Origin of the sequence: Desulfovibrio sp. (assembly GCA_016208105.1) — a bacterium.
Classification (GTDB): domain Bacteria; phylum Desulfobacterota; class Desulfovibrionia; order Desulfovibrionales; family Desulfovibrionaceae; genus Fundidesulfovibrio.
Genome location: JACQYS010000016.1, coordinates 1 through 26635, shown reverse-complemented (window position 1 = coordinate 26635; position 26635 = coordinate 1). Strand labels below are relative to the sequence as shown.

Genomic DNA, 26635 nt, shown 5'->3' with positions numbered 1-26635 from the left:
ACGACAGGGAATGATGTTTTTGCGCTTGGCAAAGAAAAAGGCGGACGCCGCACCCGGCATCCGCCTGAAATCACGCAGGATGAAGCGTACTACTTCTTGATGGAGTTCACGATGGCCTTGTCGAGGCCCTGGTAGGACTCCAGAATCTCACGCCGTTTTTCGTACAGCGCCTTCTGGCGTTCCTCGAACTCTCCTTTGGGGAAGAGCTTCTCCGGATGCATGAGAATGGACTCCACCCCGCTCACGGCCCTGGGAATGGTAAGGCCGGTGGCCTCGTTGGGCTCCCAGTCCTCCAGGTCGCCGCGAAGGATGGACTCCAGGATGTTCACAGTGTCGTTTAAGGTGATCTTGCGGTAGTGGTCGCCTTCGCCCACGCCGCCGGTGTTCAGGAGGTAGCAGTCGATATGCGGGTTCCACTTGAGTATCTCGTGGAATAGGTGGGCGTGCTCCACCCGGTCTCCGGCCAGGAACGGATCGTAGAAAAACACGTTCTTTATCTTGCCCGCCTGGGTCGGGTCTCCGGCCGAGGACTCCATGGACTGACCCAGCACCATGAAGGCCGTGGCCTGCCAGGGCGAGAGCTTGGCCACGGCGGGAACGGTGGGACCGCGGGTGATGATGAACAGGTTGTCCACTTCGGAGGCCTTGATGGAGCGGTGGGCGTGCATGAAGTCGCGCCGTTCCACCACCACCCGACCGTTGGAAGTGAGCTGGATGTTGAAGAAGTCCATGTCGCCGTTCTCGTCCACATGGACATTCTCAAGGTAGGCGTCTGGCTTGAGCGCCCCGTAGTAGGTCTCGATCTGCTCGCTGGGGGTCAGGCCGTCGGTCTTGGCGTAGATGCCGCCCGCTTCGAAGCCGTGGAAGGAGCCGTCGCGCTTCAATATGCCGCCGTCATCCTGGATGAGCCAGGATTCCTCGCCGTTCTTGCGGGCCATCACCCGGCAGGTGAGCGAGGTCTTGCCGTTGGCGGAAAGGGCCACGAAGAGCGACGTCTGAGTCTGCATGCCCCCGTGGGCCATCTCCAGGCAGTCCCGGCGGCAGCCGGCGTGCAGGAAGATACCCTCGCGCGCCATTTTCGCCCGCCAGTCCTCGCCGGCGAACACACCCTTCTTCCACTCACCCAGGTAGCTGGAATTGCGCACCAGCTTGATCATGCGTCCATCCTGGGAGTAGACGAGCCTGATGGTGATATCCTTTTCCGGGAGTGGCTTGTCCGCGTTCTTTTCCCAGCCCTCGTCGTAAAAGAAGATCACCTGGTAGGTGGGGTCCGTGACGTTGTTCACCCTGGGGCCGAAGAGCTTGTGGCCGCCGTAGGCGATGTGGGCGAAGCGGCGCGGCACCAGGAGCCTTGCGGTGATGGGGCCGTCTTCCTCGCGCACCAGCACGTCCATGCAGATGAGCGGGGTCTTGTTCAGGAACTCCTTGGCCTGGGCCAGCAGAGCGAATTCCTCCGGGCCGAACTGGGTGTCGATGCTGTTGGTAGTGAACGGCTTGGCCCTGGACATGGGCTCGGTATTGGCCACAATGCTGCCGTAGCTGGTCTGGCGGACCTCGGGTTCCTCCAGGCATATCCGGCGCAGCCTGTCCGCGCCAGGATTCTGGATGATTCGTTCCTCGTCGACAGCCTGGGAATAGATTTGTTTGAGAGCGATATCGAATTCTTCGAAGAATGCCATGTGGAGCCTCGCTGGGTTGGTTGCGGCGACTTCGACATTGTACAACATTTCACGAGTTCCTGCCAAGGATAAAGCGCGGTTGCATTCGGGGCCGCACTGGCTTAGTTCGGCTAAAACGCGCGGTATTCGTCACAAAGCCTGGGAGGCCAAATGCTTATCGTCACCGGCGGCGCCGGATTTCTGGGCAGCGCCATCATCTGGAAGCTCAACGAGCTCGGCCGCGAAGACATTCTGGTGGTGGACAACCTGGGTACGGGCGAGAAATGGCGAAACCTGGTGGGCAGGCGCTTCACGGACTACATGCACAAGTCCGAGTTCCTGCGCCTTGTGGAAACCGGGGAGAACCCGTTCGGGGCCACGGCCATCATCCATATGGGGGCCTGTTCCTCCACCACCGAACGCGACGCGGACTACCTCTACGCCAATAACACCCGCTACAGCTTGGAGCTGTGCCGCTTCTGTCTGGATAACTCCATCCGGTTCATAAACGCCTCCAGCGCGGCCACCTACGGCGACGGCGCCCAGGGGTTCGAGGACGGAATGGAAAGCCTGGACGGGCTTAAACCCATGAACATGTACGGGTACTCGAAGCACCTTTTCGATCTCGCGGCTAAGCGTCAGGGCTGGCTGAATTCCATCGCGAGCCTCAAGTTCTTCAACGTGTTCGGACCCAACGAATACCACAAGGCGGATATGAAGAGCGTGGTCTGCAAGGCGTTCGAACAGATCAAGGCCGGGGGCAAAGTCCGCCTCTTCAAGTCGCACCGCCCGGACTATGCGGACGGAGGGCAGCTGCGCGATTTCGTGTACGTGAAGGACTGCGCCGACGTGGTGGTGTGGCTTCTGGAAAACCCCAGGGCGAACGGGGTGTTCAATGTGGGCTCCGGCAAAGCCAGGAGCTTCAAGGACCTGGTGGGGGCGGTGTTTTCGGCCATGGGCCTCACCCCCAAGATAGAATACATCGACATGCCCGAGGCCATCCGGGACACATACCAGTATTTCACCGAGGCCCCCATGGGGCGTTTGCAGGCGGCAGGGTACGACAAGCAGTTCACTTCCTTGGAAAAGGGGGTGAAAGACTACGTGACCGGGTATTTGGCTACAGACGACCTCATTCTATAATCAGTGACAGCTATAATCATGACAAGTATCCAGAAGTACTGTGGTGGATGATAAATGATTACCAAAGAAGACCATGATCCATCCAGCAAGATTGTATTATTTCTAATATTTTTTATATTTGGGTGTATAACATTTTATCAGATCGGATTAAAACCTTTGTGGCTTGATGAAATTCTTGTCCCTCTGACTTCTCGATTCCCTTTAGGTTACATTATTGAACGATCTTTGGTCACAGACTTTCATCCTCCTGGATTTTATTTGATCATCAAACTATGGTCTATTATATCTAGCTCGGATGGTTTCCTGAGAACGTTTTCAGTGTTGTGTGCAATGATTGGCATTTATATGATGTATCGTGTCGGAAGCGTTATTTGTTCAGGAAATGTGGGGTTACTCTCTGCGGCATTGCTTGCGAGCAATATGCTTTTTATATCATTGTCCCGTCAGGTTCGACCGTATAGCCTACTCGTGCTGCTCTATTGTCTGGCAACTTACGGTTATTTCTCCTTTAGGAAGTATGGGGAGCGTGGATCAGTGTTTTTGCTATCCATAAGTGTTCTCCCCTTGATACACTATTCTGCAATTCTTGTTCTGTGCGCCATGATGATTTTTATGGCTTATGATTGGAGATGCTCAACTGCATTAGTTAAAAAATACAAATGGAATTCCATATCTGTTGTTGTCGCATGGATTCTTGCGCTCGTTCTGTTGTTTTTTCGGATGTCCGAAGCTGGTTCTCCAGGTACAGTCATGGGGACCATGCTGAATGTCCTCAAGAATCTTTGTTTGGTGTCTTCATGGAGTGATGGTGTAGACGCTTTTTCACTGGCTGCTGCTTGCCTGTTGTTTTGTGGGATTTGTGTTTTATTTCGCACAAATAAAGATGCAGCGATATTTTTCTCTATGTATGCATTGATCCCTGTATTTATTCTTGTTGCAGCACGTTATTCCTCTTATTCTAACCCATGGCATTACTCGTACTTTATTGTTTTTTTTAGTTGTGTGTGTGCGGTTTGTATTGATTCTGTTTTAAGGTCAAGAAGGATGTTGGTGAATGTCGTCGCGTGCTTAATAATCGTATTGGGGGTGTCCCGGGTATACAAAGAAAGGGTTCAACTATACTCTTCAGAAAGTGAAGGTGGAAAACAGTATGAACAGGTACTGTCCACACTTTTTACAAAAAACTTTTCGTTTGTTGTTGGTGACCAGATGCAATTTCATGCTGTCGAAAGATATATCCCTCAGGAAAAGCGAGCTGGTTATTTGAGGCAAGCGGTGTCAAGCGATAGCGATTCCTTGGATGTTATATGTGGTGACAAGGGGTGTGCTGATCGTGCTTTTGGTGGTGAACGCGTTGAGCTTCTTGAAGGGGGCATGTCGAGAGTTCGTCTGAAGCGACATCCCGTTATTGATCTTTTCGGATATCCGGAAACAATAAAGATTAAGCTTGATCCTGTAGGTTTCTATTCAACAGTAAGAATGTCTGAGTATGTTCAGCTGGATGTCTCATCTGGCAGCAGGGTTATTCCAACTATCAATGAGGGCAAGGCGTTTTTCGAATACAGGGTACAACCTTCTCATGAAAGATATCCATATATCGTCTGCGTATTGTTACGATATGAAGTGAAAAGTCGGGGGAGCAGGCTGAATGTGTATTCGAAAGTGGATAGTGGAGAACAAAAACTGCTGTACTCTGCAGGGTATGATGCTTATAAAGAGGTAGTCCCTTTGTATCTGGTGTTTGACCGTTCATTTTCCACGTTGGATATCATGGTTGAGATGGAATGCGCCAAAGATTCTCCTCGATTCCCAGGTGGAAATCTCCAGACTGTGTGTGTAAAAGACATGACGCTGTATTTTGGCGGGTATAGAAGTGATAAATAAATTGTTCCTGGTGGCATTTGTTCTTTTTTCCAGTTCATGCTACGGTGACAGATGTGCTTTAAATGTCGATATTCTGCTAAATATCAGTTCGAACCCTGTGATCCACGATTATGGTTTTGGTGATATAAAACTACTAAACAATGAAACAAAGCTTGTTCGCACGGGAGAATTTCCCATATCGTTGATAGTTCTTGAATCAAAGAAGCATGCTAAAGTAAATTTAGCTGTCTCATTCATTAATCGTGTTCCTGGACAAATGGTAGGGATTTCCATGAATTTTATTGATGTTCATACCTATCGGTTCGATTCAGCCCAGAAGTCCGGTGAGTGTGTCGATGATTCTTACGTGGTGAGTCTCAGGCCTGGCATCAATATCTTAAAGATTGCATATCTGAACTCAGAGAAAACAGGACCCGAACACGAGTATGTACTTGGGCGCAAGCGGGTAGAGTTTTCAAAGTTAGCCTTGTCGTGTTTAGAAAAGTAAATATGGTTGGAAGCGTAATCAGGTGAGTCACTTCCGCCCACGTGCATGTTTTCTTCTTCTGTTACGGCCTCACGTAGGCAAATCCCTCCCGCTGCATCCGGACAATCGCAACGATGCCGGCCTGGATCGCCTCGCAGCCCTCGATAATCTCCTCGGCGGGTATGGCGAATTTCTTCAGGGAATTGGCGCAGAGCTTGAATTTGGCACCCTTTTCGTGAAGCCGGGTCACGGCCATGGCAGCGCTGAAGTTCGCCTTTTTGAAGAGCTTCACGGCCGGGCCATTGGCCACGAGCACGATCTGAAAGGTTTCATCCGGCAGGGCCAGCATGTAGTTCTCGATGTTGCCCAGGGCGATATCCATGGTTTCCTGGCTTTCCATGTCCATGTGCAGCAGTAGATCGTAATTCATGGATTTCCTCTCTCCGTGATGCCGGAGGGCTTTTGCGTTGTCCCGTTATGATGTTTGGTTGGAAATACGTCTGAATTCAGATGAGGGCGGCTAGAGAGCAAAGGCCGGCAGAGGCGAATGCCCGTTCTCGCAAATATGCGGCGCGCCTATTTTCTGCGCTTGAAGAGCTTCTCCAGTTCCTTCTTGTCCCAGCTGACCACCACCGGCCTGCCGTGCGGGCAATAGTCGCGGTCCTTGGCTTTGCTCCAGGACTCCACCAGGGCCAGGGCCTCGTCCTCGGCCAGCCTGTCTCCGGCCTTTATGGCCGCCTTGCAGCTCATAACCGCCCACAGGTCTTCCATTCCCTTGGCCTGTCCGGTCAACGCCTCACGCAGGAATTCCTTGGCTTGTCCCGTGGAGAGGATCGGCGGTATGCCGCGCACGGTCACCACCGTAGGCCTGGAAGATTGCAGCTGAAAGCCGAGGTTGGTCAGGTCCGGCCAGAGCTTGGCCAGTTTCTTCTGCTCGGCCGGGTGCAGGCTTATCTCGAAAGGGATTCCAAGAGGCTGGCTCTGCCCCTTGCTGTGGGCGGCGCGCATCTTCTCGTAGAGCACCCGCTCGTGGGCGGCGTGCTGGTCCAGGAGAGCCAGACCCTGCCCGGCCAGTCGCAACACCAAGTAAGTGCCCGCCACCTGCCCCAGGTATTCAATTCCGCGTCCAGCCCGGGCAGGAACCGGGGGCTTGGGCTCTGTTCCGTAACCCCCGCCGTAGGCCGTGCCGGAATCATGCAGGGCGGACGGTAGGCGAAACTCCTCGTTGCTGTGAGAGTTTTGGCCCCTTGCCGCTCCCGGGGAAACGCAGTGGTCCCTCGCGTCTCGCCGGTAGAGCCCAGGACTGTCAGCATCAGTCCCGGGTGCCGCTTCTCCTCTGGGGAATCCGGCTGCGCCCCTGCGCATGAAGGCCGGCACATCATCCATGGCTTCAAGGCCGCCGTGCGCGGAGGGATCGCCGGTTCGATCCGCATCGGCACCGCGTGTCCTGAATGACGGGAAATGGCTGGAATCCCCGGTGTGGAGACCACTGTCCCCTGGTTCGCGCGATGGCGGGTCGGATTCTGTACCAGCCTGGGCAACTTCCGTCAGGTAGTCCTGGTAGGTGGCGTATTTGGGGCCAGGGTGCAGTTCATTGCGCAGGGGAGGGGCCTTGTGGTCCAGCACGCTGGTCATAGTGGCCGAGGGCGAGCCCAGATCCAGGGCCCTGGCAACGGCGGTGCGCACCAGGGAAAACAGGAGCTTTTCGTCCCGGAAGCGGACCTCGGTCTTGGCCGGATGGACGTTTACGTCCACCTCGCCCGGCCCGGTGGTGATAAAGAGTACGGATACCGGGTATTCGCGGGAAAGCATCCGTCCCTTGTAGGCGTCGCGCACCGCCCGCAGGAGCACCCGGTCCTGGACTGGGCGTGAGTTCACGTAGAAGAGCATCCGGTCAGGACGGGCCTGGCCAACGTGGGGCAAGCCCGCGAAGCCTGTCACCTTGCAGCCGTGCATCTCGTTTTCTACCGGGGTGAGAGCCTGGACCACGGCCGGAGGCCACACCACTCCGAGCCTGGCCAGCAGGTCCTGCCCGGTGACGAACCGCAGCACGGCCCGCTCCCCGATGGAGAGCTTGAAGGCCACGTCCAGCCGGGCCAGGGCCATGCGCTCCAGGACCTCCTGGCAGCGGCGCACCTCGGTGGCCTGGGTTTTCATGAACTTGAGCCTGGCGGGCACGTTGGCGAAGAGGTCGCGCACCTCGATGCGGGTGCCCTGGACCATGGCCGCCGGTCCTTCCTCGCGGAAATCCCCGAAATGGATGTCCAGATAGTGGGCGTCCGGGCTGTCCTGGCTTCGGGAGGTCAAACGCATGCGTGACACCGAGGCTATGGAGGGCAGAGCCTCTCCCCGGAAGCCGAAAGTGGCGATGGACTCCAGGTCTTCCACGGCGGAGATCTTGCTGGTCGCGTGCCGGGTAAGCGCCAGCCGGAGTTCGGCAGGATCCATGCCCCGGCCATTGTCCTGGATCAGGATGAGTCCGAGCCCGCCACCGTCCAGGGAAATCTGCACCCGGTCCGCGCCGGAATCCAGGCTGTTCTCCAACAGTTCCTTGACGACGCTCGACGGCCGCTCTACCACCTCTCCGGCGGCGATCTGATTCTGAAGGTGCGGCGGCAGCACCCGAATGGTCTGGTAGGAATTCATTGAGCCCAGACTACCCGAACGCGAAACTCCAGGCAACGGAGCAGGCATGAGCATTGCGTATAATAAAGTGACGGCGATCATCGAACTGGCCAATATCGTACACAATTTTAATATACTGAACGCCGCGTCCGGTGCGGTTATCCCGGTGATCAAGTCCGATGCCTACGGCCACGGCCTCTCCCAGGTGGCCCAGGTGCTTTCGGCCCAGGCGGGAGTGGAGACCTTCGCCGTGGGGACCGTGGAAGAGGCCGTTGCCCTGAGGGCGTCCGGGCATGCGCGCAGGGTGATCGCCCTGCTCGGGCCCGTGGAGGATCACGAATACCAGGCCCTCTGGGATGCTGGCGTCATCGCCTTCTTCCACAGCTTCGAACAGCTGGACAGACTTGCGGAGTTTGCCAAAGGGCAGGCCGAGGTGCTGCCCATTGCGCTCAAGTTCGACACGGGCATGCGCCGCCTGGGCTTCACTTTGGCAGACGTGCCGGCTGTGGCCGACAGGCTGAAGGCCATAAAGAGCGTGCGCCTGGAGTACGTCAGCTCGCATCTGGCCACGGCTGACGAGCCCGACGCCCTTGCGTACGTCAAGGAGCAGGGCCAGGAATTCGCGGCCATAAGGCGTGAACTGGAAACTCATGGTCTGCCGCACAAGGCCAATATCGCCAACTCAGCGGCCATTCTGGGGCACCCGGACCTGCACCTGGACAACCAGCGCGCCGGAATAGCCCTGTACGGATGCAGCCCGTTTGCCGGAACCTCCCGGGAGGGGCTCGGTAGCGAGCTCAAGCCGGCCATGAGCGTGAAGACCAAGATATTGTCCGTGCATCCTCTGAAAGCCGGGCAGACCATAAGCTACGGCTGTACCTACACGGCCGAAAAGGACATGCGAGTGGCCATAGTGGCGGCCGGGTATGCCGACGCCTACAGCCGGGGGCTTTCCGGAAAGGCCTGGATGTGCTTGAAGGGGAGAAGGGTGCCGGTACTGGGTCGGGTGTGCATGCAGATGTGCGCCGTGGACGTGACCGGCTTAGAAGACGTTCGCCCTGGCGAGGACATCTGGCTCCTGGGTGGAGAGGGAGCGGGACGGATCACGCCGGAGGATCTGGCCGGGTGGTGGGGGACCATCACCTACGAGGTGTTCTGCTTGCTTGGGCTAAACAAACGGGAATATATCTAAAGCATCAGGCAAAATGATGCTGGAAGACTGAGCCTGCGGAACGCCTACGAGAAGAACGGCCGAAGTACGCAGTAAGTCAGACTATTCATATAGCTGGGGTTAGCGTTTAAGGGCACTCGGCGTAAACCAGACTATTTCGGATTAGTATATTGACTCAATGCTTTTTTGGGCTGATATGGTTGAAGGAAGCAGGTTTTCAGTAATCTTTCCAATTAACCATGAACCCGAAGGAGCATTCACCATGAAACGTACTGGTATAGCCCTGGGCTTGGCCCTTTCTCTCATGATTTCCGGTTTGGCCTTGGCCGGAACCGACGATGCCAAGTGGGTTGCCAAGTGCATACAGGACAATCAGGACGCCAAGGTCTCTATCGATGTTGTAACCAAGTATTGCACTTGCATGAACAACAAGATGGACAATAGCGAGACCCAATCCATCTCCCAGTGGGAGAAGTCACATCCCAAGGAAATGGCCGACTGTGAGAAAGAGTCCGGCTGGAAATAAGGTGTCTAAGGAAGCCCGGGAGATGCTCGCCCGGGCCTTGCTTTTTTGAAGGGATACGCGGCTTGGGGACTATCTCTTTACCCTTGGGCGTGGCCGCGCTTCTTCTCGTAGGTCACGCACCGGATGCCTTCCCCAGCAAAGCCGGGCCCGTAGCAGGCGTTATCCGACACGCACTCGGCCGGGCGTCGGTCGCCCTCGCGCCAGCGCTTCACCAGACCCGGCTCGCAGATGAGTGGACGGCAGAGCGAGATGTAGTCGGCAGTGCCGGACTGAACCAAGTCCTTCGCCACTTCGTAGGAGCGGATGCCTCCCACCAGCATGAGCGGGATGCTCAAGCCGCGTTTGCACATTGCGGCAGCCTGCCGGTAGTAGGCTTCCTGGTCCTTTGATTTTATCTTGCCCTTGCGCGCGGGCATGAAGGCCTCGCCCGCAGGCCTGCACCCGCCCGAGAGCTCCAACGCGTCCACCGAGGCCTTCTCAAGCATGACGGCCATGGCGGCCGCGTCCTCGCTGGTCAGTCCGTTCTCCACGAAATCCCCGGAATTGATCTTCACCAGCACCGGGTAGTTCGGTCCTATTGCTTTGCGCACGGCCTTCACCACATCCAGGAGGAACCGGGCGCGGTTCTCCAGCGAACCGCCGTATTCGTCGGTCCGCTTGTTCCAGGCCGGGGAGAGAAACTGGCTCAGAAGATAGCCATGGGCGGCGTGAAGCTGCACCGCATCGAAACCGGCCTGCTTCCCGCGCTCCGCGGCTCGTACAAAGGCTTTAACCAGTTGAGCGATTCCAGAGTGGTCCAGAGCCTTGCAGGCGGGCAGCCCTTCGTTTTCAAGGTTGCTCGGGCCTACCGCCGCCAGACCGGAGAGCGAAACGTTCGCCTGGTTGCCAGCATGGGCCAGTTGCAGGGCGATCTTGCCTCCGGCGTCGTGAACAGCCTTGGCCATGGCCGCGAGGCCCTGGGTCATAGCGTCGCTGTGGGCTCCGAGCTGCTTCAGTCCGGCCTGACCCTCAGGGCTCACATAGGCGTGGCCGCTTATAATGAGCCCCACCTCACCCCGGGCCAGTTCGGCCATGGTCTCGCACAGCCTGGGAGTGACGGAACCGTCGTCCCCGGCCAGGCCTTCCCAGGTGGCGGAGCGCACGAAGCGGTTGGGGAGGGTCATTCCGTTTATGGTGGTGGTGTCGAACAGGTCGGACATGCGAACCCTCCAAAAAATGATGCTGCGAGAGACTTGGCCAGGAACAATAAACGGGTTTTCACCCTGGTAGCGTCTCGATGGATCTTTCTTAGCACAGCATACGTAGTGAAGACACATATTCTGTGTGTTGCTAACGAACGTGATGGGCCGACATGTTTGAAAGAAAGAGAAAGGGCGGAGTATAAACCCCACCCTGGCATCGCATTTTGGTTTCCACTACGAATTTCTAATATCGCCGTGGAACACGCTTGGTTTTAGTTCTTTTTCGTCGCCCGTTTCTTTCTCAGCCAGTCATACCATCCATCCAATCCCTCCCGACTCTTGCAGGAGACATCAAAGATGAGGATATCCTTGTTGAGGGCCCGCATGAACCCCTTGGCCCGGTTCATGTCGAAATCGACGTAGGGCAGCAGGTCCACTTTATTAAGGAGTGAAGCCTCGCTCAGATTGAACATCAGCGGGTACTTCTCGGGTTTGTCATCACCCTCGGTAACCGACAGAAGCGTCACCTTGCAGTCCTCGCCCACGTCGAACTCGGCTGGGCACACCAGGTTACCCACGTTCTCGATGAACAGGATGTCCAGGCCGTCCATATCCAGCTGCTTTAGGGCTTCCAGGATCATGGAGCTGTTCAGGTGGCAGCCGCCTTCGGTGTTGATCTGTACGGCCTGGGCTCCGGTGGCGGCCACGCGGCGGGCGTCGTTGTCGGTCTGCAGATCGCCCTCGATGACCGCCATCTTGAATTCGCCGGCCAGGTCGGCCAGGGTGCGCTCAAGCAGACTGGTCTTGCCGGCGCCGGGCGAGCTCATCAGGTTGAGCGCCAAGATGCCGCGCTCGGCGAAAAGGTCTTTCAATTCCTGGGCAAGCCTGTCGTTGGCTTCCAGGACATTGCGGATAACGGATACTTTCATGCTCACTCCGCCTCGATGTAGTCGATGAAAAGTTCCTTGCCGGCCAGCACCTCGTGTCCCAAATCCTCGCCGCAATAGGGGCAGGGGACCAGGAGACGGTTGGTGCCTTCGGGCGAAAACTCCTTGCCGCACTTGAAACACTTGTAACGGGCCTGAATCTCTTCCAACTCAAACACGGCGGACTCCAACGGAGTTTGAACCGTGAGGGCCATGAACCCGGTTTCTAGAGCTTCGGGCACGGTATTGGTGAGTCTGCCGAACTTGATCTTGACCCTGATGAGCTTGGTCAGATCGTTTTTTTCCATTTCCTGCTTGATGATATCCAGGATGGACTGGGCAATGGACATTTCGTGCATGGCGGTCCCGGTTGTGGCCTAAATGGGTGTGAAACTCAAGAGCGCGGCCGCCACAAGGGCGGGCAGAAAATTGCCGACCCTGATGCGGGCGAACCCCAGGAGGTTTATCCCGATGGAGACGATGAGCAGGCCTCCGGTGGCCGTTATCTGGTTGAGAAGCACCGGAGTGACCACCTCGCGGATGGAACCTGCCGCCAAGGTGATGGCTCCCTGGTAGAGGAACACCGGCACAGCCGAAAGCATCACTCCAACCCCGTAGGTGGAAGCCAGCGGGATGGAGGCGAAACCGTCCAGGGTGGCCTTGGTGAAGAGAATTGTCGGGTCGTTTCGCAGTCCGTCGTCCAAGGACCCCAGGATGGCCATGGACCCCACGCAATAGATGAGCGAAGCCGAGACTAGGCCGTCGGTGAAAAGCGCATTTCGGGACCGGGCCAGAACCTTGATGCGGTCTCCAAGGGATTCGAGGCGGTCCTCGATGTGCAGGAGTTCCCCGCAGATGCCTCCCAGAACCATGCTGAAAACTACAAGTAGAGGCCTGTCCATCTTGAGCGCCATTTGCAGGCCGATGAGCAGGACCGAGAGGCCAAGACCCTGGAAAACGATTTTCTTGACGTTCTCTGGAAAACGGCCATGCATCAGAAGCCCCACGAGGCTCCCGATCACGATTGCCGCCGAGTTGGCGATGGTACCTAAAGGCATGTCCATGGGGGCTTGGAGCTACCAGCTTGCAGTGGTAAGCACAAGCCAATCTTGACACAAACGCTGTGTTGACCTAGGAAGAGGACCCTTTTGCCGGGATGGCGGAATTGGTAGACGCAGCGGACTCAAAATCCGCCGGTCGCAAGGCCTTGGGGGTTCGAGTCCCCCTCCCGGTACCAAGCAATATCAAGGGGATCGAGTAGCCTTAAAAAACGGGCGGCTCGGTCCCCTTCGAATTTCCCCATCACTTACCCTTCAAGTGCACGGTGCTGAGGGGATAGTTTGGTAGGCCTTCCTCTTATTCTGCGGGAAGAGCCACGGCACGAACCAGAGAGGAAATTTGAATCGTGTTCTCCCCAAATAGTCCGGCAACCGAGCAAAGAGTCTTTTCCCCATGGTCCATGTCTCTGTGTATCCCTCGGCTTAAACCCACTAAACTTTGGCGTGAACTGGGAGCCATTTGTATTAAAGCTCTGGCTGTATTATCTCAGTACCGAGAGGTTCGATTTCAAGTGTGCTGAAAGCCGTTGTATAGGGTGTTGTGTCTGTGTCAGACATAGATGCATTTATGTGGTTAATTTTTGAGAATTCAAATGTAATGATGTTTCGACCGTCAGGTGCATCAAATTCAAGTTCTCGTGATATCGGAATGGAGGTCCAACTCTGTATGGGCATGTCTTTAATCATCTCCAGGTGCTTTCCATTAATTGTCACCCGACAAGATTGTTCAGGTAAAAAATTTCTCACAGCATAGCGAAGACGTACCCGTTGTGCTCCAAATAGGGGGAATGACACTGATGTCTTACCGTCAACACCCCACCGCCACGTTCGGTCATTATCTCTTTCCACGCCTCGTAATCCCTCTAACTCGTATTCCGGTGCTAAAGTGTCGGGGTTCATAACGTTTCCATTAACAGGCTTAGCCAGAAATGCTAGTTTTCTAAATCCCACAGTCCTCAGGTCGCTAAGAAGAAGGCTAGGCGTTTTTTGAGCGCAATATATGTTAAAGTGGAGCGTTAATCTAGTAAATGGCTTATAGCGGTGAAAGCTGAGGTCATGCCGCACGATATTTTCAATGGCACCAAGCTCTGGGCCTACAGAAGAAAATAATACTTGCTCTTCTTCTTCATCGAAGGTGTAGGTCATAATAAAATAGTTTCCATTGCCAGAATTTACATAATGCGCTGATAAATTTATCAGTAGATCTTTGAATGTTTCAACGTTGTTGAAGGAATATTCAAAACGGGTCCAAGTGTCATAGACCGTTGGGATGGCCAAGGTGGTATGGCCGGGGTCTACCATTACCTTGTCTGCTGAATGGACATGACCATAGAAATCTTGAGGGTTAGCATCAAGTGTGACATTTTTCCCAAATTTTAATGGAATAACACCGGAATTACCCACGGTCCATTTGAAAATGCTATGCGTTCCTATTGGCGTAACAGAAACAATATGCGTGTTTGCTATTTGTATATTTGATCCTCGTGAAAAAAAATTGAAACTTTTTTCATCTAGTGAGTTCTGGATTACGTTCAGAGTAATTTTGCCGCTATCTGAATCGAACCGTTGCAATTTAAGACGGTTAATGAGGCTGAACTGATCAGCATACCAGTTGTAAATAGGCTCATTTGCAACGTCCACCATTATTCCGCCATCATCAAATGCCAACGATGCGATTGCTTTGCCGACCTCAGGTGTTGTCGATTGGAATTGAATGCTGTTGACTTGGTAAAAAAGCCACCCTAATGGGCCAATATAGACAAAAAGAAAGATAAGAGGCAGCCCGACCATTACACAAGGCCACCAGCGTTTTGGTAATGCCGCCGCTAAGCCTGAGCCAGCCAGCAAAGCAATCATGGGGTAAAGAGTAAAAAAATGCCAGAATTGGAGGTTGGGAAGTCGCGTGAGTACTACGAATGCTAATGTCGCTCCCAGCAGAGTTAATCCAAGCAGGAAAAAGGGTCGGTTATAACGTAGTAACCAAAATAGCCCTGCGAACAACAGGGCCACGGTGATCCAGAAATGCCAAAGATAGGAAAATTCCCAGGGGGTTGCGGTAACATCCCTGATTGGATCGAGACTAAGAAAAAAAATCCCGATAAACGGCCTTATAAAAGCAATGGCAAAGTCATTCAATGATGATGCTAGTTGCGGATTAAATGCAGAAGGATAAAATACACGGTGTACAAGGAAATAAATTGTTGGTGCCAACGTTATGATTGTGCCAATGAGAATTGGCCTTAGAGAATGAATGATGCCTCTGTCACGTACAAGTACAATGAGAGCCACAATATTGAAAAAAATTATATACACAATTGAAGTGTAAACCGTAAACAATAATAAACTCAAAAGCAGGGCGATCCGGTAGAAATCTATGTTTTTTTTGTATTGGATGAAAGGTTTCAAATATATGAAGCACAGCAATCCCAGGAACATACAAAAAGAGTAAGGTCTTGCAGCTCTTGATATATATATATGGGCTGGGAATATCGCGAGGGAAATGGCTGAAAAAATACCAACTTCTTTAGAAGCCCACAGCTTGCCAACTATATACATCAAGTATACCGCAAGTACGCCAAAAACTACAGAGGGTAGCCGAAGAACAAAACTTGAGGATCCAAAAAGTGTAACAATTTTTGTTATTATGTAGAAAAAAGGTGGAGCATTGTCTAACGTATTGATGTACTGTAAGATGTAGTCCGTCGGTTTGTTGAGCACCAATGGAGCCCAGATTTCATCGAACCACAGCGGGGACGTATCAAGATGATATAGTCTTATGATTGCGGCAACGGAAAGAACTATACAAAGAATTATTCTTGTTTGTACATCTTCATCACGATCAGAAAGGAACATATGTCTGTTTACATTCATCTGTTGACTCCGAGCTGTGCGCTGATATGAAGCTGAAATGCTTCAATCAGACGCATAACGTCATACAAAATTGTGCGTTGCAAGACATTAGCACACTTTAATAGTGTGCTATGGACGGGCAGTTAGGGTTAGAGATGTGAGCGCCAACGCATAGGGTGTGGGGTCGTCCGGTGCGAATGTAGTATTGTTGTGGTTATAGTCTCGGCAGTTGAAACACAATACATTTGAGCCTTTCTGTAGCGCTAGTTCCACTCTGCCTTGTAAAGTGGATTCCCCCCAAGGTTGGGCAGGAAGGTCCTCGAACGCGGCCACTGGACGGTCATTCAGGGTTATGGTTAAACGCTGCATGGGGATAGGGTTCATGGCGGAAAAGCGTAAAGTCACTTTCCGCGCCAAAGACATGGAAACTGTCATGCAAGCGATTGGACCTTCAATCCACCGCCAGGAGAAAGCGTCGTTGTGCTCAATACCATGTATTCCAACCAAAGAAATATCAGGAAAATCGTCGCGCATTAAATCATACGCAATATCAGAGGCCGCATCCCACTTCATCCATGCTCCTCCAGCCCAAATCAACGCGACTACTAACCCAGTAGCAAGTATGTAGGCCACACCATGATTCTTCTTCTGCATTGTTGAGTAAAACGCGAACGATCGTATATCCCGGCGGGCTTGTCGAACGATGTTTAAAACCTCCCACATAACCAAAATAGCTTTATGAGCCACTATATCAGCACTTCTGTCTGACTTGACTCTGGATAGGGCGGCATGAAGGGCTTCCAAACGTCTCAACGCGCGCAGGGGATGGTCAACAGAAAATCGTGCAAGCACACTCATTTCCTTGATCACCATGTCCAGTGCTTGTACTCCATGGCGTAAATCAACTGCGATCATTGATTCGGCGGATTGACATAGGCGGGCTGCCATAGCCAGGCGGAAATCTATATCCTCATCCATCCTGAGACATCCTAGGGGTTGCGGATCGTAACAAGATTATTTTTGGGTAAGGATATGCCATGTCATGGGGCAAATCCTCGTCGTCGAAGCTTAACCACCCTAAAGACAACTGATTACGAAAGCTTTGGTCCAGCCGGAATCGACCTTCAGCCTCAAGCTGTCGTAGTTTCGTTTGATTTGTTGCTGTATCCCCCGTCATGAAGCCCACGAGACAAAGTAGGTCTTGCCTTTCTATGACCTCTTTGGGTGTGTCAGGAAATATGAGGGTTACAACAACCTTCCCTTCTGCTTCCAATACACGCAGTGGCTCGGCTATATATTCACTCATCCAACTCGAAATAACTAGCCCTATCCGTAATTGAGTATCAAGGGATTTCGTTCTAACGTATCTTAATAACTGGTATCTTGGGTCAGGAGCAGCCATGCCCCGAACATAAGCAATGTCGAAAAGTAACGAACTACCAAGAAAAAAGGATAGAATCCCAACAAACACAATTTTTGTCCGAAGTGTTTTTAATTTCCCCCAAAAGTTGTCCATAGATAAGCTGGTCAGTACGGCCAAAGGAGGGAAGATCATTATTATCGTTCGGACAAATTCAGCACGATGGAAATAAAATGCACCCATAAGAAAAAGTACGCATAGAACGAATATATTTAGCGCGACTGTAATGGCAAGGCGGCGCTTAAAGGTAAAGGCCATAAGAAAGGAAAAGTAAAGCAATATCCAAAGATACGGGCCTGCTCCCCGTGGGATCAATGTCACAATATAGCTTAAAATCTTATTAAGCTGAAACAAAATGCCACTACTAGTCTGTTGTAAATTCGCAGCTTCCCTCCATTGGATTGACAATGGCCCTAGTGCAGTGTGAATATCAAGAAATAGCATGGGGTCTGCAACAAAAAAACCGACAAAGAAAGCAATAAAGAACGCTACCAAGTTCCTATTGAAAATTGCTCCCACAGCTACATTAGAAAAGAGAGTGCTTTTTCGCTTTTGAATCAATTCCTCATACGTTATGGCTGAAAGTGGGATAATCATGGTTAAGATGGCGGGGTACATTGTCGCAGTAGCTAAACCGCACACAAGCCCAGCAAGGGCTCTCCAACGCATGCGCAATGACTGCAGCATTACAGCAGTGACAAAAAAAGTTAATGTTACAAAGAAGTTAGATATAATATGGGGACGCATGTAGTGAGAATAAACAACCTCGATAGGGACAACAGCCAATACTGCAGCGCCAAGTGAGGCAAAGATCGGGCGAACGCGCAATCGGCGCAATGTGGCATAGACCAGTGCTATACTTGCGAGGTCGAAAGCAACAACAAGCAGTCTGCTTACCAAGACCATTTTGGAGTACTGTTCGCCATTGGTGCTGGCTTGATATGCATAAACGTCAATCAAACCCACAGCCTTTGCAGCGCCCAATGCACCGGTCCAGAGGTAATAGGCTAGCATTCCATCCATGTGTCCGAGGATAGGGGTGAGTTCCCCTTTGGCGATGTTAACCGTTGCGAGGGCGCCAATCGTACGGTTTTCATCGGGATGAAGAATGAGAGGCATCTCCGGAGAAGGTAGACCCCACGTTATCCCTGCAATACGCAATGTGGCAGCCAGGATTAAGACTATAAATATAGTAATATAACTACGCATACTGTGGCTTCTGGACGAAGATACATACGATCTGCTGCAGCACATGTGGAGATGCGGGTTGTCGTACAAACACAATCAAAACCCTGGAATGCTGTCGAGCGTTAAGGACAACATAAGCATTGACAGTGCAAGAGGTGTCAGTTGGTGACATCGTATGTTCCGCCAGCGACGACTTGTTCGAGAATATCTCGGCCGTAGAGATGGAAGTCAATGAGCTTCTCCCTGCTCGTTTCAGAAGATTGCGGGCATGGGCCTTGCCGGTGATGAAAAAGAATTCGTCAGAGTGAAGCAATTTTTCTACTGTTCACCCTGTTTGTCAGGATGTGGATAGTCTTGAGTACGTAAAGGCTTACACCTCTGGAGTTTGGCCAGAATGACACTATATTACTGTCTAATTTTAGCACGTGTCCGAACTTCTTCGAGAAGGGTATAAGTTTACTGCTCATCGGAATCCTCCATTACGTAAATGATGAAGGTGTCATCGAAACGGTCTGGTTCAAATGGTTAAAGGAAATGCCAGCTTGTTTATGTGAGTTGCCTTGTGGTTATCGCAAGGATGCATGTTACGCTGTAAGGGGAATGTCCAGAGCAATGACGTCGAGGTAGGCAATCCCCCTGGCCTACGCGAAACATTACCATACCAGTTGTAGGTTGGAATAAGGAGCAAGGTACGGGGCGTTCAAGAGTGTTGTCCTTCTCTTCAAACATATGTTCAATATTTTGTCGAAGCTGACATGCGGCTGCCAGCCTGTAAGGGCAATTAAACAAGAAATATCCCCCAAAAGCGGGGAACGTTTGTAGCCAAGCAGGGACATCTTCGCGCACGAGATCTTGCTGGTTGAGCCCGGTGATATCGATTGATTCACAGCCCAATCCCGCACACTTACCTGCTTGCCCGTGACCACGATATAATCAGAAGCCTGGGGAATCTGCAATGTGCGCCAGAATGCATCTCCGAAATCCTGGGCCCCCCCAGGTGATCGGAGCCAATAGTACACCCAACAGGCCCCCGTATTCCTCCATGAGGTGGTCCCTATAAGTTGAACAGGTTGGCTGCGTTTCTAAGCAAAAGTCCGGTTGATTGTCATGCCGCCTTCTGGGAGCCTGAACATTCCCCTTAGACATCCATGGGCCGCTGTTTGTCAAAGGCGGTATGCGGTCCCTATTCGTTGTTAAGTGGACCCAGTGCCCAAGCTCACGCCGCGTCTGGCTTCCGGCCTCAAGCTATCTCAGTGAGAGGCATTCCCGCTTCTCCGAGTGCCACAGGTGTGCGCTGAAAACGTTGTCCGTCCAGCGCTTTGCCGTCCATGGAAGTGGCACTCCTGCATTTTTAAGTGCCTGAGTACATTCCTGGTTGCAAAATTTCGCTCTCTGGTCGGTGTTGAAGATTTCTGGTGCTCCAAATCGATCCAAAGCCTCTTCCAAGGCCGAATCACAGAAATCCGTGTCCATGGTGCTGGGCAGCCCTCAGGACAACATAACCTAGCTGTGTCAATCCATGATCGCCACCACGTACAAGACCGACTTCGTCGGCACGTCTGCACACCACACTTGATTCAGTCGATCAATCCGCATCCCTCGCAAGAAATACAGGTAGCCCGGTGAGCAGGGTGCGAGGCGCTGGTTCGTGGTGTCTGGTATATCGCCGTCAGCTCCTTCTAACGCACCAAACGTCGAACTCGGCCACGCCCAACAGACGCCCTGAGTCTTGAAATAGAGCAGCATTTGCCTTGAGCCGTAAAAGGGCGCCTCCAGAATCTGAGCATCAATGAGACGCATCAGCTTAAGATACATGGCGCTCTCTACCTTGGGGTGATGTTGTCCGTCGACCCGGGTAAGCCGAGCATCCGGCATTGCCGAGAGATACTGGGTCTTGGGTGAACTGTTTCGTCCAACCTAAGCCTCCTCCCCCGACCCACAGCCGAGCGAAGGCTCTCTCCAAAAAAACACGGTCAGTTGGGCGATCTTCGCGTGCGGATCGCGAACTCAGCCTCGCCAACCTTTTACATGGCAGCGGCCTTTCCGGAAAATGCCGATACCATGCTGTCCTTGGCTTGGCGCTTTCAGGACGCAATCATCGTGGGGTGTACGTCGTACTTGCTCGCTAGTTCAGATAGGGTTAAAAAGAATTTTGAGGCCTCCAGGACTACCATAGCCTTGAACTCCGCAGAAAACATCCTTCGCTTGGACATCGTAGACCGTCCTACTCGCTTGAGGACTCCAGCTTAGCGAACTGTTCGATTCTCGGCTCCATCCCATGGCTTCCTGCTCAGTCGGCAACGATAGTCGCACTAAGTGTAATAGGATTTTGAAGGAAAACACATCTCCTATGCCAAGACTATGTAGTTAGGTTTCTTACACCCCGAGTAAAAGGTGGCCAGAAGGCCGCGCCTGCGCTAGTAGGCGGCGGCATACTAAACCGCTTTACCCTGCAAAGGGAGCTCCGGCACTCCCACGGCGAAATCCCCAAGAGGTCTTTAAATATTGGGATTGGTAATCGCTGTTTGCTTTCGAAGATGCCTTGGGATATACTGCGTGAGCAGCTTTGCCGCTGAAGCAGGTTTTTGATGATGACCTTACAATCCAACTCATACATATCTGTCGGGAAATTATGATGGGTGTCACTAAATACTCAGTAAGTTGTTGTATCTGCGGTTCACAGAAATACACACCTCTCTACGACGATGAACTGGGAGATGCTATTCCTGCAGTTGAATACGACTTTACGGCAGAGACACGTAAAACTTTTGCAATTGTATCCTGTAACACTTGCGGGCATGTCTACACCAACCCTATGCCCATGATCGACGATGCGTACGAGATAAGCCAGGACGAAGTGTACATCTCGACAAGCAAACAGCGCGTAGCGTGTTTTAAGAAAGTTTTTGACATTATTCTCAAGCAGAAGAGTTCCGGGAGTTTATTGGACATTGGGTGCGCTACCGGGTTGCTGTTAGATGTCGTTTCCTCAAAGTTCAAGACATACGGAGTTGAACCTTCAAAGTGGTCAAGAAGCCAGTGCGACAAAAAGCATCGTGTACATTCATCTTTGGACGAAATTGGCAACACCCAGTTTGATGTTGTCACCATGCTCGGTGTTATCGAACACATCCCTGATCCTGATTCACTTGTGGCTGCAATTACGAAAGTATTGAAGCCTAATGGATGTTTTGTGGTGTACACAGGGGATGTTGAGGCGTTACTTCCTAAGGTGTTAAAGAAAAGATGGTGGTGGTACCAAGGTATGCACCTGCATTATTTTTCACGAAGAACATTGGAAATGCTCTTTAATAAACATGGATTCCAAGTGGTACACGCTGGGGTAATGCCGTTATATTTCTCACTGGATTCATTGAGTACGAGCATGAAGCGATATCCGCTCTTGCATAGAGTCTTTGCACCTGTCTTAGAGTTTCCTGCAATTCGCGATGTACTTGTCCCAATGCCATTAAGTGGAGAGATGTTGCTCATAGGCCAGATGTCCGACAGTAGTTGACCTTGGTAGATAGGACGGGCCGCTGGCCTCAACCATTTCCACTCCGCGAGTGAGTACGGTCGGTAAAGGTTTCCGCCGGGTGCATGTCTGCTGTCGTGGGAAGGGTGGTCAGTGAGTCATAAAAAGGGCTGAGCGCACTGGCGACATGAAGAGGTGAAGATTCCGATGACAACTTAAGCGTAACTGATCTTGGCTGAACGATGGCTCATTTGTCCGCCTGAAGCCCTGCGGGCCTCGGGATCATCTCCGGCCTGACAACGGAACTGAATCACAGCCTATACCAGAAGGGGTTGGTTAACCGGGGTTGGGGTCAAAATGCTGCAGATGAAACTTGGTTCCCCCTGGGAGAGCGCCTGCCGCGAAAGCTTCAACGGAAAAATGCGGGTCCGATGTTTAACTGTGAGATTTTCTACAACTTCGGCAGGCTCAGTTATTCTTGGAGTGTTGCGCAAAGAGTATTACATGATTAGGCCGCACGGCTCACTGGAGCAATGTCCGCCACCAACTCCTGCTAGAATCTTCCCCTCAGGGCAGAATGCTCCCCTTGGGAAGTGTTCATTGTACACAGGATTGAGTGTAGCCCCTCATAATTAGTGATACATTTTTTGAGGGTAGGTCAAATTGATCCTGAGAAATACCATCTCTGGTAGGGGACTCACGGATGTTTTTGTTTAAAGGATAAGATTTTGCAAAAAGACAAACATATGGGCCAGCCTATATTCGAAATGGATGAGAAAGGTAATAAGCATTTTATTTCTGCTTTAGTTGTGCTTGTTTGCGCTGCTGCTATACGATTATATAATCTTGAGGTGCCTGCGTTATGGTTCGACGAAGCTATAGTTCCTGTGATGGCTTCCAAGTCCGTTGGTTATTTAATTGAATGGATAAATACTAAGGAAATGCACCCCCCCCTTTACCATATTTTGGTAAAGGGGGTTTTGCAATTGGGGACATCTGAATTCGCTCTGCGTGTTCCTTCTGTTGTGTTTGGGCTTGCTGGTATCATCATGATGTACAAGGTCGGTTCTCTCTGGGTTTCCAGGGAGGCAGGGCTTTTTGCTGCAGTATATCTTACTTTCAGCCCAGCGCATGTATATATCTCACGGGAAGTCAGACCGTATGCTTTTGCCTCTCTGTTTCTTATGGCCGGACTTATACTCTTGCATCGTTTTGTTGATAATAAAGATGATAAAACCTTCTATTTGCTTGCCATACTTCAAGGTCTGATGTTGGCTACAGTGTATACTGCTTTGATTCCAATACTCTTTTTTCAGGCTTTCACTCTTGTTGTCCTGGTTCGAAGCAGAGGGATTATCCAAACAATAAAACCATTAGCCATAAACGTATTTCTGCTTTTGGCTCCTGGGGGTTATTTTTTGGCTAACTGCATGTACTCTCGGCAAGGACATAGTATGTCCACAACCCTGCCTGAGGCAGTGGCCAACTACACGCGTGCAGCTGTCGGTATTTTTCTCGGTGAGAATATTCCACTTGCGAACTATGCTACGTATCCATGGCACTTTTGGGCTGTTCTTGGTGTAATGATATGGGGAACGGTTTGGCTCTGGCGCAACCGACGGGCATCTTTCTGGCTTAGTTTATCCTATTTCGGAGCCAGCCTGATCTTCATGCTGCTGATACGCTCATCTTTCTCCCTAACCTATTGGCATCTCTTCTCACTTTATCCACTCCTCGCTTTACTTGTGGGAACAGGTGTTGCCGCCCTGATACCCGGCTCTTTTAAACCTTTGGCGGCCATAGTACTGGCTGTCATAATGCTTCCTATTTTTTTCAAATCTGAGCAGGGTGCGTTTTACCAAGACAGTAATCCTTTCTTTCGCAGTGCCGGAAAAGCTGTTGCCAGCCAGTTCCCTCCTGACGGAGGGTTCCTCGTGGATACTTCGGTGGTGGACCTGATCAACTGGTACGCCGACTCTTTTAGCTTGGTAAATGGTTTAAAAGAGCAGCATATCCGATCCAATGGTTCCCCCATCACACTTCGTGTATTGGAGAATCAAAACATCGACCATCAGGAACGGTTGATGGAGTTAGAGCCTAGTCCAGGCGAGCCCGTCGCACATAGAACGGCCTCATTCCCTTTGCCTGATGGGGTATTGGAAACCTGGTCAGTGGACAATTCGGGGGAAATCCCTTTGATCACCCCCTTCAGCATGAGCCTCAGCTCCTCTCCTCGGAGTTTTTATGGCCATGTGGCCGCTGCGGATAATGTTATGGTCCGCCCCTATTGGGGCTACTCCATAATCCCAACCATTAATAATGCTTGGACATCTTTTGAATACCATTTCACCAATGATGGTCCGGTAAATGATCTACTCATCGCACTCACTGCCAATTATATAAATTTTGGCCGGGGCAATGGTTTTGTCATGACCTGCCAGTTCGATAATGAGGAACCGCAGGTCCTGATGTCATATACTGGCCCTGAGGCATCGACTGCTGGCGGACCTGACGCAGGTTACATCCCACGTACAGTCACTCTGCGGCGCGTTAAACCATTCTCCTTGATGACCATTGGATTTAAACTCTACTGCGCGGAGATATCCCCCAGTTATCCCACCTCCAACTTGGATACGGTAGGGTTCAAAAGCCTTCTCATCTCTGCTCGGCCTGTGAATGGGAACGTCATGGACGCACAGGGCCTAGCGCCGGAATATGAGTTTAACGGGCTGCATGGGGTTGAAGTGGATGGGAATCGCGCTTGGCGATGGGGGGTGGGAGGAAGATCAGAAATATCCTTTCCGTTGGCTGAGGCACAAAGAGTGCGTTTGAGTTACGCCTTTACGAATTTCATGGCTGGGCAGTCATGCCGGGTGTTAATAAATGGCAAGGTGTTAGACGAGTCGGTCGACATACCCCGCCAGTCTTGGAATGATGGACAAAAGCAGAGAGAGATTGAGTTCGACGGGTTGGGTGGTCGCAACGAAGTTGTGTTTGAGTTTTCAAAAATTAACCATGTCAACTCGTCCATGTCCGATACAGATTCTACCCCCTACACTGTGGCTTTCACGAAGCTTGAGATTGAACCGCTTGGAGCAGGAACCGCCAAACCATGATCTCATGCATAAAGACCGATTCTAAACGATTTTTGTGACAGATACGCATTGTGATCGTGCCTCAAAATCCGCCGGTCGCAAGGCCTTGGGGGTTCGTACCCCTCCCGTCACAAATAGAATAGCGGCTCACAGTGGCATACTGTGCGCAGCTATTTTGTCTTTGGCTCATTGCGCCTTGTACAGAGGGCAATGTTTGCTGTGCGATACTCCCTTCACATAACCGCTCAGCGGTAGGCAAGTTTGACCTCGTTGACCCGGCATTCGTGGTGAGCTAACTTTCCGGACCAACATTTAACGTCAGCTCTTCATGCAACCATCTGAAAGTTCCTCACCTCTCTCAAAAGCCGCTTTGGCGATCATTCTGGCCTGCGGTGCCGCACTTCGCCTGTACCACCTGGAAACGCCTTCCCTGTGGTGGGATGAGATTTTAGTCCCGCTTACTGCAAGCCACAGCCTGTCGTATATATTTGACTTCTGTCGTTCAGCGGAGATGCATCCTCCACTGTTTTATATCATCTCAAAAGTCACACTGGCTGCTGGTGTCAGCGATTTCTCCCTGCGGTTTCTTCCTGTTGTTCTAGGCATTATTTCCATCTACTTCTTCTATCGCATCGTGCGCGTCTTTTCAGACGAGGGGACGGCACTGATCGCATCTGCGGTGTTGGCCGTTAGCGGCCTTCACATCCTTCTCTCGCGCGAGATACGGCCGTACGCCTTGCAGTTGATGCTGGTCCTTTGGGCCCTGTGGCTTCTGGTGAGGATAACGCAATCAGGGCGCTGGAAAGACCTCGCGTTACTGGCTGTGGTCAACGCGACGCTTTTCTGGCTGCATTATTTCACCTTCCATATTGTATTCGCGCAGGGCGTTATTCTCCTTTTGTGTCTGCTTGCCCGCAGGCCGGGTTTTGATCTGAAACGTTTTATTGTGTTTTGTTTGGCGACCGTATTCACGGCTTGGCCTGTGTTCTACTGGTTTTTCCTGCCCAGTTCAGGATCGCGAAGCATCTTCTCGGATACCCAGTATTCGCGTTGGACAGTGTTTGATCTGATAGTGAACTACCTGGGTTTGGCCGCGTTTTTTTTCGAACCGGTCTGGGTAAGGCTGGTCGCAGCCGGACTCGCTCTGGCCGGTTTTTCGATCCTCTTTGTTCGTAACACGTGGCTTGCACTCATTTGTTTGATCCTTGTGGCAGCTCCCCTGTTGAACGTCTTTGCTCTTGGCAAGGCTGCCTACTTCTCTCCGTGGCATGTGGCTTACGTCACCCCGTTCCTGGCATTTTTCATGGCCACGGCCCTGGCCGTGGCGCCTTGGCGTAGAACCATCGCCGTAGCCATCGTTATTTGCGGAACGGTGTTCATCTTTTCCAAGGAGTATGCCCGCTACTACGAGGTCGACAGCTACCGGCACAACGTGTTCGTGACCCTGTTCAAGCCCGTGGCCAAGCACCTGGCCACAGCTCTCCCGGGCGGCGGGGTCACGGTCTGCTCCAACCCAGGATTTGCCAATGGTGTGAGCTGGTATCTCGACCAGTACGTCAGGCCGAATCCATTGCGTGACCAGCAGATTGCGCCTGAACAGAAAAACGTAACGGTGCGATTTATTTCCGCGTTCCGCGATTTCGGGACCTTGGGCGGTGACGAAGCGGCGTTCCTTGCCAAACAGGGCATTCCTGAATCGACCGGCGATGCTCTCAATGCAAAGGTCTACACCTACAAGTACGATCATCATCCCATCGCCCGTATGACCACACTGCCTTTTGAGGGAACGATCGAAGCGGGGTTGGGATTTTTCAGCCGAATCCAAAGTCTTACGTGGCTATCCCCTTAACTCCGCATAGGTGACAGGGGTGGCACTGGAGCAGGCCCTCAAGAGGCGGTCGAAGCCCTGCCCAGGCCAGAAACGGCGGTTGAATCGGTAGCAGAATTCATCGAGGTATTTTTGAAGATG

20 protein-coding genes and 1 tRNA gene are annotated in these 26635 nt (G+C 52.0%); 9 read left to right on the top strand and 12 right to left on the bottom strand.

Annotation, left to right across the window (positions count from 1 at the left end):
• Positions 1-89 precede the first annotated feature (89 nt).
• Positions 90-1679 carry a phosphoenolpyruvate carboxykinase gene (locus tag HY795_08385; protein MBI4805239.1) on the bottom strand — a complete coding sequence of 530 codons (1590 nt, stop codon included), beginning with the start codon at positions 1677-1679 and terminating at the stop codon, positions 90-92.
• Positions 1680-1829: 150 nt separating this feature from the next.
• On the opposite strand from HY795_08385, the gene rfaD reads away from it, so the two are divergent.
• Together rfaD and HY795_08375 are read left to right on the top strand one after the other, a co-directional pair.
• Positions 1830-2801 carry an ADP-glyceromanno-heptose 6-epimerase gene (rfaD, locus tag HY795_08380; protein MBI4805238.1) on the top strand — a complete coding sequence of 324 codons (972 nt, stop codon included), beginning with the start codon at positions 1830-1832 and terminating at the stop codon, positions 2799-2801.
• Between the two features lie 54 nt (positions 2802-2855).
• Positions 2856-4685, top strand: a complete 1830-nt coding sequence (locus tag HY795_08375) for a glycosyltransferase family 39 protein (protein MBI4805237.1) — start codon at positions 2856-2858, stop codon at positions 4683-4685.
• A 548-nt stretch (positions 4686-5233) separates the two neighbouring features.
• On the opposite strand, the gene HY795_08370 is transcribed toward HY795_08375, so the two are convergent.
• Together HY795_08370 and mutL are read right to left on the bottom strand one after the other, a co-directional pair.
• Positions 5234-5581, bottom strand: coding sequence for a DsrE family protein (locus HY795_08370; GenBank protein MBI4805236.1), 348 nt, complete (start codon positions 5579-5581; stop codon positions 5234-5236).
• Between the two features lie 146 nt (positions 5582-5727).
• Entirely contained in the window at positions 5728-7797 is a 2070-nt protein-coding gene (mutL, locus tag HY795_08365; GenBank protein MBI4805235.1) for a DNA mismatch repair endonuclease MutL, read from the bottom strand.
• Between the two features lie 46 nt (positions 7798-7843).
• On the opposite strand from mutL, the gene alr reads away from it, so the two are divergent.
• Positions 7844-8968, top strand: coding sequence for an alanine racemase (gene alr / locus HY795_08360; GenBank protein ID MBI4805234.1), 1125 nt, complete (start codon positions 7844-7846; stop codon positions 8966-8968).
• Between the two features lie 241 nt (positions 8969-9209).
• Positions 9210-9473, top strand: coding sequence for a hypothetical protein (locus HY795_08355; protein MBI4805233.1), 264 nt, complete (start codon positions 9210-9212; stop codon positions 9471-9473).
• Between the two features lie 77 nt (positions 9474-9550).
• Here HY795_08355 and HY795_08350 read toward each other — a convergent pair whose 3' ends face one another.
• From HY795_08350 to HY795_08335, 4 genes are all read right to left on the bottom strand, one after another.
• Complete coding sequence (locus HY795_08350) at positions 9551-10672, bottom strand: NADH:flavin oxidoreductase (protein ID MBI4805232.1); 1122 nt, start codon at positions 10670-10672, stop codon at positions 9551-9553.
• A 254-nt stretch (positions 10673-10926) separates the two neighbouring features.
• On the bottom strand, positions 10927-11583 hold the full coding sequence (gene hypB, locus HY795_08345) for a hydrogenase nickel incorporation protein HypB (GenBank protein ID MBI4805231.1): 657 nt from the start codon (positions 11581-11583) through the stop codon (positions 10927-10929).
• 2 nt (positions 11584-11585) lie between these two features.
• Positions 11586-11939: a hydrogenase maturation nickel metallochaperone HypA gene (locus tag HY795_08340; GenBank protein ID MBI4805230.1), complete on the bottom strand. Its 354-nt coding sequence runs from the start codon at positions 11937-11939 to the stop codon at positions 11586-11588.
• 18 nt (positions 11940-11957) lie between these two features.
• On the bottom strand, positions 11958-12644 hold the full coding sequence (locus tag HY795_08335; protein ID MBI4805229.1) for a DUF554 domain-containing protein: 687 nt from the start codon (positions 12642-12644) through the stop codon (positions 11958-11960).
• An 86-nt stretch (positions 12645-12730) separates the two neighbouring features.
• Here HY795_08335 and HY795_08330 point away from each other — a divergent pair.
• Positions 12731-12817 (top strand) — tRNA-Leu (locus tag HY795_08330).
• 286 nt (positions 12818-13103) lie between these two features.
• On the opposite strand, the gene HY795_08325 is transcribed toward HY795_08330, so the two are convergent.
• The 5 genes from HY795_08325 to HY795_08305 all read right to left on the bottom strand — a co-directional run bounded on the left by HY795_08325 (position 13104) and on the right by HY795_08305 (position 20309).
• The gene (locus HY795_08325) at positions 13104-15509 is read right to left on the bottom strand and encodes a glycosyltransferase family 39 protein (GenBank protein ID MBI4805228.1); all 2406 of its coding nucleotides are present in this window, start codon (positions 15507-15509) and stop codon (positions 13104-13106) included.
• 108 nt (positions 15510-15617) lie between these two features.
• Positions 15618-16466: a hypothetical protein gene (locus HY795_08320; protein ID MBI4805227.1), complete on the bottom strand. Its 849-nt coding sequence runs from the start codon at positions 16464-16466 to the stop codon at positions 15618-15620.
• On the bottom strand, positions 16459-18117 hold the full coding sequence (locus HY795_08315) for a glycosyltransferase family 39 protein (GenBank protein ID MBI4805226.1): 1659 nt from the start codon (positions 18115-18117) through the stop codon (positions 16459-16461). Before HY795_08315 ends, HY795_08320 begins: the two co-directional genes overlap by 8 nt.
• 1491 nt (positions 18118-19608) lie before the next feature.
• The gene (locus HY795_08310) at positions 19609-19911 is read right to left on the bottom strand and encodes a hypothetical protein (GenBank protein ID MBI4805225.1); all 303 of its coding nucleotides are present in this window, start codon (positions 19909-19911) and stop codon (positions 19609-19611) included.
• Positions 19912-20180: 269 nt separating this feature from the next.
• On the bottom strand, positions 20181-20309 hold the full coding sequence (locus HY795_08305) for a transposase (GenBank protein MBI4805224.1): 129 nt from the start codon (positions 20307-20309) through the stop codon (positions 20181-20183).
• 422 nt (positions 20310-20731) lie between these two features.
• Between HY795_08305 and HY795_08300 the strand changes: the two genes are divergently transcribed.
• From HY795_08300 to HY795_08285, 4 genes are all read left to right on the top strand, one after another.
• Complete coding sequence (locus tag HY795_08300; protein ID MBI4805223.1) at positions 20732-21613, top strand: class I SAM-dependent methyltransferase; 882 nt, start codon at positions 20732-20734, stop codon at positions 21611-21613.
• Positions 21614-21928: 315 nt separating this feature from the next.
• Positions 21929-22207: a transposase gene (locus HY795_08295; GenBank protein ID MBI4805222.1), complete on the top strand. Its 279-nt coding sequence runs from the start codon at positions 21929-21931 to the stop codon at positions 22205-22207.
• 92 nt (positions 22208-22299) lie between these two features.
• Positions 22300-24687 carry a glycosyltransferase family 39 protein gene (locus HY795_08290; protein ID MBI4805221.1) on the top strand — a complete coding sequence of 796 codons (2388 nt, stop codon included), beginning with the start codon at positions 22300-22302 and terminating at the stop codon, positions 24685-24687.
• Between the two features lie 307 nt (positions 24688-24994).
• Entirely contained in the window at positions 24995-26515 is a 1521-nt protein-coding gene (locus HY795_08285; protein MBI4805220.1) for a glycosyltransferase family 39 protein, read from the top strand.
• Positions 26516-26635: the final 120 nt, after the last annotated feature.

Coding starts and splice junctions, on each gene's coding strand:
- HY795_08385 (MBI4805239.1), bottom strand. CDS start 1,679: ATGGCATTCTTCGAAGAATTCGATATCGCTCTCAAACAAATCTATTCC.
- rfaD (MBI4805238.1), top strand. CDS start 1,830: ATGCTTATCGTCACCGGCGGCGCCGGATTTCTGGGCAGCGCCATCATC.
- HY795_08375 (MBI4805237.1), top strand. CDS start 2,856: ATGATTACCAAAGAAGACCATGATCCATCCAGCAAGATTGTATTATTT.
- HY795_08370 (MBI4805236.1), bottom strand. CDS start 5,581: ATGAATTACGATCTACTGCTGCACATGGACATGGAAAGCCAGGAAACC.
- mutL (MBI4805235.1), bottom strand. CDS start 7,797: ATGAATTCCTACCAGACCATTCGGGTGCTGCCGCCGCACCTTCAGAAT.
- alr (MBI4805234.1), top strand. CDS start 7,844: ATGAGCATTGCGTATAATAAAGTGACGGCGATCATCGAACTGGCCAAT.
- HY795_08355 (MBI4805233.1), top strand. CDS start 9,210: ATGAAACGTACTGGTATAGCCCTGGGCTTGGCCCTTTCTCTCATGATT.
- HY795_08350 (MBI4805232.1), bottom strand. CDS start 10,672: ATGTCCGACCTGTTCGACACCACCACCATAAACGGAATGACCCTCCCC.
- hypB (MBI4805231.1), bottom strand. CDS start 11,583: ATGAAAGTATCCGTTATCCGCAATGTCCTGGAAGCCAACGACAGGCTT.
- HY795_08340 (MBI4805230.1), bottom strand. CDS start 11,939: ATGCACGAAATGTCCATTGCCCAGTCCATCCTGGATATCATCAAGCAG.
- HY795_08335 (MBI4805229.1), bottom strand. CDS start 12,644: ATGGACATGCCTTTAGGTACCATCGCCAACTCGGCGGCAATCGTGATC.
- HY795_08325 (MBI4805228.1), bottom strand. CDS start 15,509: ATGAATGTAAACAGACATATGTTCCTTTCTGATCGTGATGAAGATGTA.
- HY795_08320 (MBI4805227.1), bottom strand. CDS start 16,466: ATGGATGAGGATATAGATTTCCGCCTGGCTATGGCAGCCCGCCTATGT.
- HY795_08315 (MBI4805226.1), bottom strand. CDS start 18,117: ATGCGTAGTTATATTACTATATTTATAGTCTTAATCCTGGCTGCCACA.
- HY795_08310 (MBI4805225.1), bottom strand. CDS start 19,911: ATGTATCTTAAGCTGATGCGTCTCATTGATGCTCAGATTCTGGAGGCG.
- HY795_08305 (MBI4805224.1), bottom strand. CDS start 20,309: ATGTCCAAGCGAAGGATGTTTTCTGCGGAGTTCAAGGCTATGGTAGTC.
- HY795_08300 (MBI4805223.1), top strand. CDS start 20,732: ATGGGTGTCACTAAATACTCAGTAAGTTGTTGTATCTGCGGTTCACAG.
- HY795_08295 (MBI4805222.1), top strand. CDS start 21,929: ATGCTGCAGATGAAACTTGGTTCCCCCTGGGAGAGCGCCTGCCGCGAA.
- HY795_08285 (MBI4805220.1), top strand. CDS start 24,995: ATGCAACCATCTGAAAGTTCCTCACCTCTCTCAAAAGCCGCTTTGGCG.